Origin of the sequence: Streptomyces candidus, assembly GCF_014207445.1 — a bacterium.
Lineage (GTDB): Bacteria > Actinomycetota > Actinomycetes > Streptomycetales > Streptomycetaceae > Streptomyces > Streptomyces candidus.
Genome location: NZ_JACHEM010000007.1, coordinates 246,763 through 260,562, shown reverse-complemented (window position 1 = coordinate 260,562; position 13,800 = coordinate 246,763). Strand labels below are relative to the sequence as shown.

Annotated in this window: 11 protein-coding genes; 6 read left to right on the top strand and 5 right to left on the bottom strand. The window is 70.2% G+C overall.

Annotation, left to right across the window (positions count from 1 at the left end):
- The first annotated feature begins 27 nt into the window (after positions 1–27).
- From HNQ79_RS16175 to HNQ79_RS16165, 3 genes are read left to right on the top strand one after another with little or no spacing between them, the layout of a single operon-like run.
- The gene (locus tag HNQ79_RS16175; protein WP_229923633.1) at positions 28–1,884 is read left to right on the top strand and encodes an ABC transporter ATP-binding protein; all 1,857 of its coding nucleotides are present in this window, start codon (positions 28–30) and stop codon (positions 1,882–1,884) included.
- A gap of 13 nt (positions 1,885–1,897) precedes the next feature.
- Positions 1,898–2,770: a metallophosphoesterase family protein gene (locus HNQ79_RS16170; RefSeq protein ID WP_185031572.1), complete on the top strand. Its 873-nt coding sequence runs from the start codon at positions 1,898–1,900 to the stop codon at positions 2,768–2,770.
- A complete protein-coding gene (locus tag HNQ79_RS16165; protein ID WP_185031570.1) occupies positions 2,767–3,522 on the top strand; it encodes a 4'-phosphopantetheinyl transferase family protein in 756 nt (251 codons plus the stop codon). The genes HNQ79_RS16170 and HNQ79_RS16165 overlap by 4 nt, the downstream gene beginning before the upstream one ends.
- A gap of 590 nt (positions 3,523–4,112) precedes the next feature.
- Here the strand turns inward: HNQ79_RS16165 and HNQ79_RS16160 are convergent.
- Positions 4,113–5,342 carry a PP2C family protein-serine/threonine phosphatase gene (locus HNQ79_RS16160; protein ID WP_185031633.1) on the bottom strand — a complete coding sequence of 410 codons (1,230 nt, stop codon included), beginning with the start codon at positions 5,340–5,342 and terminating at the stop codon, positions 4,113–4,115.
- 1,411 nt (positions 5,343–6,753) lie between these two features.
- On the opposite strand from HNQ79_RS16160, the gene HNQ79_RS16155 reads away from it, so the two are divergent.
- Entirely contained in the window at positions 6,754–7,164 is a 411-nt protein-coding gene (locus HNQ79_RS16155; protein WP_185031568.1) for a DUF3592 domain-containing protein, read from the top strand.
- Positions 7,165–7,578: 414 nt separating this feature from the next.
- On the opposite strand, the gene HNQ79_RS16150 is transcribed toward HNQ79_RS16155, so the two are convergent.
- Together HNQ79_RS16150 and HNQ79_RS33765 are read right to left on the bottom strand one after the other, a co-directional pair.
- A complete protein-coding gene (locus tag HNQ79_RS16150; protein ID WP_185031566.1) occupies positions 7,579–8,049 on the bottom strand; it encodes an MSMEG_6728 family protein in 471 nt (156 codons plus the stop codon).
- 341 nt (positions 8,050–8,390) lie between these two features.
- Positions 8,391–8,615, bottom strand: a complete 225-nt coding sequence (locus tag HNQ79_RS33765; protein ID WP_260421655.1) for a hypothetical protein — start codon at positions 8,613–8,615, stop codon at positions 8,391–8,393.
- A 116-nt stretch (positions 8,616–8,731) separates the two neighbouring features.
- Between HNQ79_RS33765 and HNQ79_RS33760 the strand changes: the two genes are divergently transcribed.
- Positions 8,732–9,439 carry a TOBE domain-containing protein gene (locus HNQ79_RS33760; RefSeq protein WP_229923631.1) on the top strand — a complete coding sequence of 236 codons (708 nt, stop codon included), beginning with the start codon at positions 8,732–8,734 and terminating at the stop codon, positions 9,437–9,439.
- 125 nt (positions 9,440–9,564) lie between these two features.
- Here HNQ79_RS33760 and HNQ79_RS16135 read toward each other — a convergent pair whose 3' ends face one another.
- On the bottom strand, positions 9,565–10,194 hold the full coding sequence (locus tag HNQ79_RS16135) for a DUF4352 domain-containing protein (protein ID WP_185031563.1): 630 nt from the start codon (positions 10,192–10,194) through the stop codon (positions 9,565–9,567).
- A 400-nt stretch (positions 10,195–10,594) separates the two neighbouring features.
- Here HNQ79_RS16135 and HNQ79_RS16130 point away from each other — a divergent pair, with 400 nt between their 5' ends.
- Entirely contained in the window at positions 10,595–12,595 is a 2,001-nt protein-coding gene (locus HNQ79_RS16130; RefSeq protein WP_308437356.1) for a phosphodiester glycosidase family protein, read from the top strand.
- On the opposite strand, the gene HNQ79_RS16125 is transcribed toward HNQ79_RS16130, so the two are convergent.
- A complete protein-coding gene (locus HNQ79_RS16125) occupies positions 12,586–13,755 on the bottom strand; it encodes a threonine synthase (RefSeq protein ID WP_185031561.1) in 1,170 nt (389 codons plus the stop codon). The genes HNQ79_RS16130 and HNQ79_RS16125 overlap by 10 nt on opposite strands.
- Positions 13,756–13,800: the final 45 nt, after the last annotated feature.

Sequence of the window (13,800 nt, the reverse complement as noted above, 5' to 3'; positions counted from 1 at the left end):
CGCGGCCCCCGGGCGAACGGCGGGCCGGTGAAGACCCGTACCGAACCGGCCGGGCCCGCCGGCACCGGCCGCCGCCTGCTCGGCCTCCTGTACCCGCACCGCCGCCCGGTCAGCGTCGCGCTCCTCGTGGGCATCGTCGGAATCGTCCTCAACGCGTTCGGGCCGCTCCTGCTCGGCCGGGCCACCGACCTGATCTTCGACGCCCTCGTCGACGGGTCGGGCATCGACTTCGGCGCGGTCGGGCGGCTGCTGCTCCTGCTGCTCGCGCTGTACGGCGCGGCCTCGCTGTTCATGCTGGCGCAGGGCCGGCTGGTCGCTGCCGTGGTCCAGCGGGTGGTCTTCGGCCTGCGGCAGAAGGCGCAGGCCAAACTCGGACGGCTGCCGCTGCGCTACTTCGACCGCAATCCGGCGGGCGAGGTGCTGAGCCGCACGACCAACGACGTCGACAACCTCCAGCAGACCCTCCAGCAGACCCTGGCCGAACTGATCACCGCGGTCTTCTCCCTCCTCACCATGCTCGTCCTGATGCTGGTGATCTCCCCCTCGCTCGCGCTGATCATGCTCGCCGGCGTACCGGTGTCGGGACTGCTCGCCGCGTGGATCAGCAAGCGCGCCCAGCCCCGGTTCACGGATCAGTGGGAAGCCAACGGCGCGATGAACGCGCAGGTCGAAGAGGTCTACACGGGCCACTCCCTGATCAAGGGATTCAGCCGCCGCGAGCAGGCCGAGGAGCGCTTCGACGCCCACAACGACGCCCTGTTCCGGGCCGGTGCCAAGGCCCAGTTCGCCTCGGGCACCATCGAGCCCGCGATGATGTTCATCGCCAACATCGGCTATGTCGCCGTGGCCGTGGTGGGCGCCTGGAAAGTGGTGAGCGGCGAGCTGACGCTCGGGGACGTACAGGCGTTCATCCTGTACTCCCGGCAGTTCAGCCAGCCGATCGTGCAGGTCGCCGCCGTGGCCGGCCGTCTGCAGTCCGGCATCGCCTCCGCGGCCCGGGTCTTCACCCTGCTCGACGCCGAGGAGCAGAGCCCCGACCCGCAGGACCCGGCGCGCGTGCAGGCGACGGCCGGACGGGTGGAGTTCGAGGGCGTGTCGTTCCGCTACTCCCCCGAGACGCCGCTGATCGAGCAGCTCTCACTGACCGTCGAGCCCGGCAGCACGGTGGCGATCGTCGGCCCGACCGGGGCCGGCAAGACCACGCTGGGCAATCTCCTCCTGCGGTTCTACGAGGTGGACGAGGGCCGCATCCTGCTCGACGGCACGGACATCGCGACAATGACCCGCGACGACCTGCGCGCGCGGTTCGGTCTGGTGCTCCAGGACACCTGGCTGTTCGGCGGCTCGATCGCCGAGAACATCGCCTACGGCCGTGCCGGGGCCACCCGTGAGGAGATCGTGGCAGCGGCGAGCGCCACCTGGGCCGACCGCTTCATCCGTACGCTGCCGGACGGCTACGACACCGTGCTCGACGACGAGTCCGCCGGAGTGAGCGCGGGCGAGAAACAACTGATCACCGTGGCCAGGGCCTTCCTCGCGAAGCCCGCCGTGCTGGTGCTCGACGAGGCCACGAGTTCCGTCGACACCCGTACCGAGGTGCTCATCCAGCGCGCGATGAACACCCTGCGCGCGGGCCGTACCAGCTTCGTCATCGCGCACCGGCTCTCCACCATCCGCGACGCGGATGTCATCGTGGTCATGGAATCCGGCCGTATCGTCGAACGCGGTACCCACGACGAGCTGATCCGTGAACAGGGCGCCTACGCCCGCCTGTACGACGCCCGCACCCAGAGCCCCGGCCGGTCGGCCGGCAGCGACGGGCAACCGAACCCGTTGGCGGGCGCGCGGCCCGCGGGACCGGCGCTCGGGCCCCACCCCTTGTGAGCGAATCCGTCCGATGAACGACGACAAGGACCGTACTGTGCCTGCCGGAAAACTCCTCGCCGTCAGCGATCTGCACGTCGTCTACGACGACAACCGCACGCTGGTCGAGAAGCTGCGCCCAGCCTCGGACGACGACTGGCTGATGGTCGCGGGCGATGTCGGCGAGAAGTACGCCGACGTCGAGTGGGCGCTGCGACTACTCAGCGACCGGTTCTCCCGAGTGATCTGGGCTCCGGGCAACCACGAGCTGTGGACCCACCCGCAGGACCCGTGCGAACTGCGTGGCGAGGAGCGCTATCTGCGGCTGGTCGCCCTGTGCCGCGAGCTGGGCATCGCCACCCCGGAGGACCCCTACCCCGTATGGCGGGGCGACGGCGGGCCGGTGGTGGTCGCGCCGCTGTTCGTCCTCTACGACTACTCGTTCCTGGCTCCCGGAGCCACGACGAAGGAGGAGTCGCTGCGGCTCGCCCACGAGTCCGGCGTGGTCTGCTCCGACGAGTACTTCCTGCACCCCGACCCCTACCCCAGCAGGGACGCCTGGTGCCGGGCCCGGGTGGAGGAGACCGAGCGCCGGCTGTCAGCCGTCGACCCGGACCTGCCCACGGTCCTGGTCAATCACTATCCGCTGGTCCGCGACCCCACCCGCGTCATGCACTATCCGCAGTTCGCGCAGTGGTGCGGTACGGAACTGACCGCCGACTGGCATGTGCGTTTCCGCGCCGCCGCCGCCGTCTACGGCCACCTCCACATCCCCCGGGTCACCCGTTACGACGGGGTGCGCTTCGAAGAGGTGTCGATCGGCTATCCGCGGGAATGGCGCAAGCGCCCGTCCCGGACGCCGCTGCGCCAGATCCTGCCGGAGCCGGCCGGACAGGCAGCCCGGTGATCCGCGCCGTGCTGCCCGCCGGGGTCGCGGCGGAAGTGGCGTACGACGACGCGCGTGCGCCGGAGGAGAGGCTCTTCCCGCAGGAGACGGCGCTGATCGCACACTCGGTCCCCAAGCGGCAGCAGGAGTTCACGACCGTACGTTTCCTGGCCCGGCGCGCCCTGCGCACCCTTGGGCAGGAGCCCGCGCCGTTGCTGCCCAACCGGCGCGGGGCACCCCAGTGGCCGCAGGGCATCGTGGGCAGCATGACGCACTGCGACGGCTACCGCGCGGCGGTCGTGGCGCGGTCCGACACGACCGCCGCGCTCGGCATCGACGCGGAGCCGGACGCTCCGCTGCCCGACGGCGTGCTCGACGCCATCGCACTGCCGCACGAGATCGCCCTGATCGGCTCGCTGACCGCCCGGCGCCCCGGCATCAGCTGGGACCGGCTCGTCTTCAGCGCCAAGGAGAGCGTCTTCAAGGTGTGGTATCCGCTCACCGGACGCGAACTCGACTTCCCCGAGGCGGAGATCGACATCAGTGAGGCCGAACGGACCTTCCGGGCACGGCTTCTCGTGCCGGGACCCCTCGTGGCGGGCCGCCGCATCGGTGAGTTCCACGGCCGGTGGACCGCCGAGCGCGGCCTGCTGGCGACGGCCATCCATCTGGCCCACGACGCGCCGCCCGCCCCTACCACGGCGGCCCGCACGGACGGGCGTCACGAGGGGACGGCCGGCCACCGTGCTCTAGGACGTTCTTCGGCGCGATGACGCAGAGCAGTGCGCGGCCTCAAGGAGGGGTCAAGTTCCCGGCGAGTGCGGAGAACGCTCTGTCGGACACGGCCGTTGCGACCTCGCCCATGATCCCGCTGCCGTACGGCAGCGGGCCGCCCACCGTGCCGGTGAACGGGGCTGCGGTCCGCCTTTGCTTGTCCAACTCGGCAACCGAACTCGTTGATCGGAAAGCGGACGACGTCCCGGTCAGCCGTACCGGATCAGTGGCGGTCGTTCCGTGACGACTCCGCGTCTCGGTGATCGACCTCTCGGGTGGGACTGTCCAGGTACTCGACAGTGCGGGCACCGGCACCGGCGCGGGTTCCCGCCGTACCTGCGTGGGCGCGGCGGATGCGGGCCTAGGTATCCGTGCCCCGGGCCGGTGTCGGCCGGCCCACCAGCTTCGACAGCGAGCGCTACAAGAAACGCGACACCGTCGAACGCACCAGCAACCGTTTGAAAGGGTTCCACGCCCCTGGTGGCGGCCAGCACCAGATCAGCCCGCGTTTCCCGGATGCTTACGTGCAGGTCGGTGCTCACGGTGGGCGCTCCTTCGCTGGCTCCCGGATGCAAGACCGGGCGGGTGCTCAGGGCGGGGTGAGCCCGGTCAGGGCCTGCGCGGCACCGATGCTGTTCGGGTTGGGGCCGAGCCATTCGCAGAACAGCACGGTGGCGTCGTCCTCCAGCCGCCCGTGGTGGTACTCCAGGACCGCGTGGATGAGCCGGCGCAGCGTCTCGGGCACGGGCAGCCCGTCGGCGTGATGGCGGATGAGGAAGTCGGTGAACCGCTTCAGGCCGAACTCCACGTCGCCCAGGCCGCGGGCTTCGGTGATCCCGTCGGTGTAGAACACGATCCGGTCACCCGGCTCCAGCTGTTCCCGGCACAGCACGGTCTTCAGCCCCAGGCCGGTGCCCATCGGGTGAGCCGGCCGGCAGTGCAGGTCGCTGACCCAGCGACCCTGCCGGATGATCACCGGCGGGTGGTGACCGCGGTTGACCCACGTCAGGACACCGGTGCTGGTATTGAGGTCGGCCAGGATCCCGGTCACGTAGCGCTTCTGCCCGTACTGCTCGATCAGCGCCTGCTCGATCCGTTCGGTGATCTCCGCCAGACCGGCTCCCTGGCGGCGGGAATTGCGGCAGGCGGCCATGGCAAGGTTCGCCGTCAGCCCGGCAGCGGTGTCGTGACCCATCGCGTCGAAGATCGACAGGTGCACGACCGGACCGGCCATCGCGTAGTCGAACGCGTCCCCGCTGATGCGGTAGGCCGGCTCCATCGCCGCTGCGACCACCACCCGCCCGTCGGCGTAGGTGCGTGGGGGCATCAGATGCCACTGCATCTCCGCGGCGATGTTCATCGGCTCGGCGCGCGTCAGACGGGCGAAGGAGTCGCTGTGCCCGCGCTTGCTGACCAGTATCAGCGCGACGAGAGATGCCAGCGCGGTCATGTCCTGCCGGATGCGCCCGCCGTCCGCGCAGGTGGTGACGCGCAGGACGCCCAGGCGTTCGGTGCCGTCCAGCAGAGGCACCCACCACCGGTACTCACCCGCACCGGCCGTTCCATCGGCCAGGACTTCGCTGTACTGGTAGGCCCGTCCAGGCAGCGTCCCCTCGATCCTCAGCTCGGCTTCCTCACCGTCCGCCGCCTGGCCCGCGTCCTCGCCGTGACCGGTCAGCAACCGCAACACGTTGCGCTGCAAATCCCCGACGTAGATCAGTACCTCGGACAAGCCCGCCGCTGCCGCATGCTCCGCCACCCGCGCGGGCAGCAGCTCCAACGGCATCAGGTGACTGGCGGCCAGCAGACCCTCCAGCATCCGCCGGCCATCACAGTTCCGCTCATCCACAGCCAGCACCCTCTCCTCGGCACAGCACCACGCCGCCCACAACCAGCCGCGCCCTCCCCAGTCTCCCCCCTTCCGCCGGCTTGATCCCCACCCTTTCCCGCCCCCTCGGAGCCCGGAGCAGCCCGCCCACGCAGGGACAAAGAACAGTGGTGGCCCCGGGGCAGATCTCCGGCTCGACCTGCCCGTCCCGCCGAGACCTGTCCCCGGACAGTGGGACATCCGGGTGAGCGGACAGACCCAGTTCCTTGGTGAACGGTGGCCGCGGCGATCTGGTGCAGGCGGCGGGCGAGGTCGTCCATGCTCCAGCCTCGCTGGTGGCGGAGGTGGGTCAGCGGATGCTGCGGGAGGCCGGTCTCGCTCATGGGAGCCTCCGTCGCCGGAAGATGGGTGGCTCAACCGCCCCGCCCGCAGTCCCCTACCGGTAGGGGTGCCTCCGCGGGCTGGAGCTGACGGGCATACAGGGGGCGTACGGACCCGGGCGGTACGAGCCGCGACGGTAAAGGGACGCAGGCGGCTGACGGTGCCGCCGCACACACCCTTGGCGGACCCATGCCGTACCCGTACACCGCGCTCGCCGGCCGCCGGGTGCTGGTCATCGGCGGGGCCGGGCTGATCGGTTCGCGAATCGCCGCCCGGCTGCGGGCAGTGGGTGCCCGACCGGTCGTGCTGTGCAGTCTCCGGCCGTCCGGTTGCCCACGTGGTTCGGGACCCCGGCATCCGTAGGCAGGCCTTGAGTGGCTGGGTCCGCCAGGCCGAGGCGGACCCGGGCGCCCGTCCGGATCCGTGGACCACCTGCGAGCGGGACGTACCTGCCAGGCGACGGCACAGCCATGGAGTCGAAGCGTCCGGCTTGATCACAGCGGAATGGGCGTTGCCGGGCCCATCGAGCGGCTTGTCCTGCACGGGTGACCGCTCTCACGTCTTACCTGTCAATTTGCGCCGTCTGGGATGCTTGCTTCCATGTATGGCGTCCGGCAACACAATTCCCAGCCACCGCGGTCCATGCGGCGTGCCGCCTGGACCTTTCCGGTGAACCTTGACGGTCAACAACGACAGTCCTGGTCCGAGTGGGCGAACTGGTGGATGTTCTCCCTGCTCCTCTTGGCGTTCTGCGTGCCGGTCGGAGCATTCGCTGCCCGAGGCCCCGGAGTGACTCGGTGGGAACGAGGCGCCCTCCCTGCGGCCGGTGCCGCCATATTCGCGATCTTGATTCGCACGGTGATCGGGTACCGGCAGCTCACAGCCTCCACACAGCAGAATTCGAGGGCCCCGTACATGAGCGCGGGTCGGTGACATGTACAACTCGTGCCACCACCGCGCCAGATCGAACGATGAACCACGGGCAACAGCGACCACGGGGCGCATGCGACCTCGTGCGGCCATGCTGCTGCTGCTGAGTCTCGCTCTGTTGTCAGGCGCACTGTCCCTACTGATCATGCTTCCAGCCGCCCGGCATTTGCGCTCCTTTCAGGACGGCGAGCAGACCCCCGCGACGCTGCACACCTCAGGCTCGTGCATGTTGGGCCGGTGCCAGGTCGAGTTCAGGACCGACGGTCGCACCGTAGTGGCAGATCTGCCGACGGGCAGCGGCGGCGGGAAGCACTCGGTCGGGACCGAGACGGTCGTCCGCTATCACGCGGACCACCCGCAGGAAGCCGTCCGCGAAGAAGACCTCGGCGGCGGTGGGGCGGCAGTGCTGGCAGTGATATTGGGCGCAACGACCCTGATCCTCCTGCTGATGTCGGTCGTGGGGCTGGTCCAGACATTGCGGCAACGAGGCAGCGCAACCTGACCGTATGCGAGGGACGGCAAGCAGCACGGAAGTCCCTCGCCGGCCAACGTGCCGTCTGGTGGGTGGCAACGGACGCGCCCAGGAGCCTGAGGCATACGCCTTCCCTGGTGTGTGGCGTGGAGCTGTCGAGCGAACCTTTCCTCGTGGGCCGGACCTTTACCCGTGGGTCTGCCCGCCTTCCTTACCGGTGCCTGGTCGTCGCTGAACTGCAAGCCGTCCATGGCATCGGCCTTCGACGGTCGGCCAGATCGCTCTCCGGTTCCAGAAGCGTGTGGCTTCGCTGACCTCAAGGAGGTTCTGTCACCGACCTTGGGGAGCAACCGGGAAAGGTGACCGCTGGCGCTTGAGATGGGGACGACGGCCTCAGCAGCACAGGCGACTGTGGAGTCCACGCCCGGCTACTGAGGCGGAAGGTTACGAAGGGCCCCGGTCGGAGGCAGGCCAGACGTAAGGCAGATCGTCGGGGACGCCCGGGAAGAGCGAGGCATACATCTCCGGCGCCTTGCGCACCAGTGCCGACCGATGGCTGCGGTGGAAGGCGGGGTCCCCCAGCCAGGGCGGCAACTCACCGTCACTGGCCAGCTGTTCCTGGCCGCGAACGACGACGCCGGGACGGTGCCGGGTGAAGTCGGCGAGGAGCGTGCCGGCGCAGGTGTCGGCGCGCCCCTGGGCCACCCACACCGCGCACACGTCGAGGCCGTAGCGGGTCAGCGCTTCCTCGTAGCCGAGCCACATACGTACCGCGGGATGATGCCGCCATCCGTAGCCGGGCACGGTCAATCCACGCAGCACCTGAAGGGCCTCGACCCGTTGCTTGCCCAGACGTGATCGGTCCAGGGCCGCGGCGGATCTGGTGAAATCGGAGTACGGGAGAAAGGTCTGCACGCAGAATGCCTACCGCGGACAGTCCCGATTCACCCGCGCGCCTCGCCTGCAACTTCGCCGAACAGCTCCTACGACCCGGGGCGCACCGAGGGAACATTCGGTGCCCAGCCCTCTCCACGCCCTACGAGGAGGGACTCCATCATTCGCACCTCGCCACTGCGAAGGCGTCGCCCACGACGGCCCCGGCCACCGGCTCAAGAACCGCCTCGAAATCATCGAGCGCGAGACCCCGGATGCCGGGTCGGGCCGTGCGCCCGGGGCGGCGAGGGTCGGCGCGGACCGTGGCAGCACGCCCACGCCCAGGGCCTCGCAGGGGTACCTGCCGGCCGCGACTGGCTCGCCTACCAGAGCGTCAGCATCCGGTGCGACTGCTTCGACGTGTCCTTCGGTGCAGCGAGGCTTGCCCGCGTCTGACGGATTCGACGAACCCCGGCGTGGGTACGGTCGGGCAGCCCGGTCAGCTCGTAGCGGGTGAGCAGGCCGAGGCCGGCGAGGGCGAGCGGAAGGCCGTACGGGAAGCGGCGCTCCGTCCGGTCGAAGGCCGGGATGGCGAGCAGCAGCGTCATCGTCAGCAGGATGCAGACGAGCGCCTCCACGAACCACAGATGGATGCCCGGTCCCGACGGCGGTCCTGGTCACCCACGACCAGCAGGAGGCGCTGTCCACCGCCGACCTGGTCGCCGTGGTCCGCGAGGGCCGGGTCGCCCAGTGCGCAGCGCCGGAGGAGCTGTACCGGCGGCCGGCCGACCCGTGGGTGGCCTCCTTCGTCGGCGACGCGGTCTTCCTGCCCGGCGACGCCGAGCAGGACACCGTCCGCACCGCCCTGGGCTCCATCCCTCTCGGCGCCGCGCCGCAGGGGCTCACGTCGGGCACGGTCCTGCTCCGCCCGGAGCAGCTCCAGGTCACCGCCGCCGGCACCGCGGCCGCCAAGGGCACGGTGACGGACGTGCGCTTCCTCGGTCACGACGCGCTGCTGGCCGTCTCGGTCGACGGCCTCGACGAGTCCCTGACGGTACGGGCCCCGGGCCCGATCCCGGCCCGGCCCGGCCCGGCGAGCGGGTCGGCATCGCGGTCACGGGAGAGGCGACACTGCACGCGCCGAGGTGACGGGACGGCTTGCCGGTGCCGGCGGGGACGGCGTTGTTGTCCGTGCCGAGGTGACGCGGGCGCCTGCGTCACGTCGGATGAGTCACGGCGTGACCGTCGGGCTCTACCGCCGCCCGGCGTGGGAGCACCTCCGAGCACAGCACGGGACGACGCGCTGTTCGGGTTGTGCGACGCGTCGCTGTGCACGGAAGGGCCGGTGCGAACGCCGGTCGACCTCGCACTCGCTCCGGAAGCCGCCGCGGACACGGCGTCCTTTACGGGAAACAACGGGGCGGATCGATGAACCGAGGGCCGACGTGGCCGCGGTCCCGCTTGGGAGGTCGTCGAGCGGCTCGTCGCGGCGGGCCGGAGGAAGCCGGGCGATCCTGAAGTCCTGTTCGGGTGCGCACCTCCGCCCGGAACGACCTCTCAGCGAAGCTCTACGGACGTTCCGCCACTCATGAACGCATCATGCAGCTCGATGCTTTGCGGTTTCACCGACTTGGGTACGTCGTACACGATCACGCCGGTCACCGAGTTCCCCGGATTTATCTGCTCCAGGAATGACTTGCTGTCGTCCAGGTAAATGCCGGCAGAGGTATCCGCGCTGTACTCCTTGCCGTCGGAGTCGATCAGCTTCTGGCTGCCGCCGTCGAAGGTCTGAGCTTCTTCCCCTATGTTCTCCACCTTCACGTGCACGAGAATGAACTGGCCCTGCGCCTCCTGGCCGAAGTCGCTGCCTCCGATGTTACGGACGCCGTCTTCGATCTTGATGACGGTGAACTCGAACTTCCCGTCTCGGACGGGGTCCCCGAGGCCGGGCCCTTCCTTGGGGGTCTTCGATGCGTTCTCCGAAGTTTCGGATGAGCCTGAGATCGTCGGAGTGGGCTTCACGGCCTCCTCGCTGCCCCCACCGCCGCCTGTTGACGCAACAACGATGACTACGACGATTCCCACGATCGCCAGCACCGCGGTCATGATCTTGTGGCGACTGAACCAGCTTTTCCGGCGGGGCGGAACCGGGGGCTGCTGCCATTGCGGAACATCGCTGCCTTGCATGACAACTCCTCTATCACGCGACCCGCCGATCCTCCGGACAGCCAGCGCACCGTCCTTATGAGTGACCTCGTAAGTGCCCCTTCGGCGCTTACGACACAGAAGCGGTCTTCTGTAATCATCCCTCCGTTCCTCTCCCCTGTCCTGCGGCATTCCGCTCGATCGAGAACGCGCCTTTCATGATCATCTCGTTGAGCAGCCGTTGGGGCGGCAGAGAGCGCCTGCCGGCCCGGGGAAAGCCGGACAGAGAGCTTCGAATCGCGAGCGGGACGACCTTTACGGCCACCGCGTGTTCTACCCGGCGCTTGCCGCAACTCCTGGTTCATTGGTGGGTGCAACGGCCGGCAAGGACCGGCGGCCGCCGACCCATGCGTTGCGTTCTCGTCGACTCTCAGGAGAAATTGTGGGCCCTGGTGTCGCTGGGCGCGGCCACGTGGTGTTCGCGGCCGTCGCCGTTCTCACCATGGGCGCGGTTCCCCCGTCCCCCGCCGCTTCCTCCCCTGGCCCCGGGCCCGGCACCGTCGTCGGGACGCTGCGGCCGGTCGCGCCGCCACCCGGGAACGCGGGCCCCCTGGGGCGGGGAACCGCCGTACAGGGGCGACTCCTCGCCGCGGCCGACGGCGTCGAGACGGCGCGTGCCTCCCGGCCGGTGGCCCCCGGTGTCCGGTTGACCTCGTACGACCGGCTCGAATCGGGCAAGCGACTGCGCCTGGACATGCTCTCCGTCGACCTCGGCGCCGGTGCCGCGCGGGCCGACCACCTCTCTTCGGGCAGGGTCTCGGAGCGCCGCAAGGTCTCCGACCTGGCCTCCCGGCACGACCCCGGGCCCGGTCGCCGTACCGTCGCCGCCGTCAACGCCGACTTCTTCGACATCCGCGAGACCGGGGCTCCCCAGGGCCCCGGTATCAAGGAAGGCCAGTTGGTCAACTCCCCGGCGGCGGGCGCCAATCAGGCCGTCGGTATCGGTCCCGGGACCGCGGGACGCCTCCTGCGGCTGTTCTTCGAGGGGAGCGTGACCCTCCCCGGCGGACCCCGCGCGCTGGACGCGTACAACGCGGCCAATGTGCCCCCCGGTGGCATCGGCGCGTACACGGCGGGTTGGGGGACGGCCGACAGGGCACTCACCGTGGACCGCGCGACCCCGGTCGCCGAGGCCGCCGTACGAGGGGGACGGGTCGTCTCCGTGACGGAGCGTCCCGGCAGCGGGGCGATCGCCGACGGCACCACAGTCCTGGTGGGCAGGGAAGCGGGCGCTGCGGAGCTCGCCGCGCTGCGCCCCGGTGACCCGGTCACCCTGGAGTACCGGACGCGTACCGACTCCGGAACGTTGCCGCGCACCGCCGTCGGCGGACGTGAACTACTGGTCGTGGACGGGGAGGCACAGGTCCATGAGGGCAGGGGCAACAACACCGCCGCGCCCCGAACCGCGGTCGGGTTCTCCCGCGACGGCTCCATGATGCAGCTCATGACCGTCGACGGCAGGCAGGCCGCCAGTGCCGGCGCCACCCTGACCAAGCTGGGCCTGCTGATGAAAGAGGCCGGCGCGTACAACGCGCTCAACCTGGACGGCGGAGGCTCCTCCACGCTGGTGGCCCTCGCGCCGGGCAGCGACAGACTACGGGTGGAGAACAGCCCCTCCGACGGGCGGGAACGCGCCGTCCCCAACGGCATCGCCCTCACCGCGCCGGACGGCAGCGGGCGCCTCAAGGGTTTCTGGGTCGAACCCCGTATGCGCGCCGACACCGCCCCGGCCGTCGGCCCCCTCAGGGGCGGCCGCCCCGAGCGGGTCTTCCCCGGGCTGTCCCGTCGGCTGACGGCCGCCGGACACGACGAGACCTACGGCCCCGCCAACGGCGCTCCGCACTGGCGGACCGTGCGTCCCACGGTGGGCCGGGTCGACAGCCACGGCGTCTTCACCGCACGCTCTACGGGCACCACGGAGGTTCGGGCCGAGCGCGGGTCCGTCGGTGGCGGTACGCACCTCACGGTGCTCCACCCGCTCGTCGGCATCCAAGCCACCACCCGGCGCGTGGTACTCGCGAACGCCATGGCCTCCGGCACCTTCGGCATCGTCGGACTCGACGCCCACTCCGCAAGCGCGCCGGTCGAACCGCAGGACGTATCGCTGGAGTACGACCGCTCGCTCTTCTCCGTCACCGACGACGGGCAGGGCTCCTTCACCGTGAAGTCGCTGACGGGCAGCGGCGCCGGACGGATCACGGCGCGTACCCGGGGCGTCAGCACCACCCTTGACGTCAGCGTCGGGCTCAGGGAGCGGCCGGCCGCCGGTTTCGGTGACGCCACGTCATGGACCCTCGTTGCGTTGCGGGAAGCGCGGCTCGGCTACGGCCACCCCCGAAGGACACACGTGTACCGGACTCGCCCTGTGCTGCTCTATCCCTGAGCGGCGTCCCCCTGCCCGGCGAACACCGCGGCCATCTTCTCGGCGGACTTCAGCCCCGCGCCGGTGAGCACGACCACGGTCGTCTCGTCCGGAGCGATCTCTCCGGTCGCGAGGAAGTGGTCGAGGGCCGCCGCGGCGACGCTGCTGGTCGGCTCCGCGTACAGTCCGCGCGCGCTCAGGGCGCGGACCGCGGCGTAGATCCCCGACTCGGGGACGGCACAGGCGGCGCCGCCGGAGCGGCGGATGGCCTCCACCGCCTCGGGCAGTCGGACCGGGTGTGAGATGGAAGCGCCCTCCGCGATCGTCGGCTTCCGCTCGCCGCGGGCGGCCGGGTCGATGCCGTTCAACGTGTCGGCGATGGTCGCCCAGTGCTCGGGCTGTCCGACGAACAGGCGCGGACGCCTGTCGATCTGTCCGGCGTCGAGCAGTTCGCCGAACGCGAGGTCGCAGCCGATGACGTTGCTGCCGGCCCCGGCGACGAGGACTACGTTGTCCGGCGCGGTGAAGCCGAGGGACTCCCACATCTCGTAGGCGACGGTCTTGGTGCCCTGGATGAACATGGGGTGCCAGTTGTGACTGGCGTAAGGGATGTGCGCCGACTGCCGGATCGCCTCGTCCGAGACTTCCTCGCGGGTACCGCTCACGACCTCGATCTCGGCTCCGTGGGCGCGGGTCTGAAGGATCTTGGCCGCAGAGGTGGCGGCCGGAACGATGATCTTGGCGCGGACACCGGCCGCTGCGGCGTAGGCGGCCACCGCGGAGCCGCCGTTGCCCGAACTGTCCTCCAGGACGCGCTCGACGCCGTGCGCCGCGAGGTGGGACATCATCACCGATACGCCCCGGTCCTTGAAGCTGGAGGTCGGGTTGAACCACTCCAGCTTGAAGTGGACGCGTCGGCCGGCCCAGTCGACCGGAATCATCGGTGTACACCCTTCGCCCAGGCTCACCCGGCGGGCGGTCGGGACGGGCAGCACCGCGTGGTAGCGCCACAGGGACCTTTCCGCAGTGTCGATCTGCTCGGGACGCAGGCCCGGCGTTGCACCGACGGACAGGGGGCCGCCGTCCTCGCCCCGCCAGCGGGGATCGTCGAGGGAGTAGCGCTTGCCGGACCGGTCGTACAGGTCGGGGGCGGCGACGGCTGGGGGCTGTTCGGCGTTCATGGGTGGTTCCGGCTTCCCCTCGCTTGTCGGGCTGTCGTGCTGGCG

Coding starts and splice junctions, on each gene's coding strand:
- HNQ79_RS16170 (WP_185031572.1), top strand. CDS start 1,898: ATGAACGACGACAAGGACCGTACTGTGCCTGCCGGAAAACTCCTCGCC.
- HNQ79_RS16160 (WP_185031633.1), bottom strand. CDS start 5,342: ATGCTGGAGGGTCTGCTGGCCGCCAGTCACCTGATGCCGTTGGAGCTG.
- HNQ79_RS16155 (WP_185031568.1), top strand. CDS start 6,754: ATGCTGCTGCTGCTGAGTCTCGCTCTGTTGTCAGGCGCACTGTCCCTA.
- HNQ79_RS33765 (WP_260421655.1), bottom strand. CDS start 8,615: ATGACGCTGCTGCTCGCCATCCCGGCCTTCGACCGGACGGAGCGCCGC.
- HNQ79_RS16135 (WP_185031563.1), bottom strand. CDS start 10,194: ATGCAAGGCAGCGATGTTCCGCAATGGCAGCAGCCCCCGGTTCCGCCC.
- HNQ79_RS16125 (WP_185031561.1), bottom strand. CDS start 13,755: ATGAACGCCGAACAGCCCCCAGCCGTCGCCGCCCCCGACCTGTACGAC.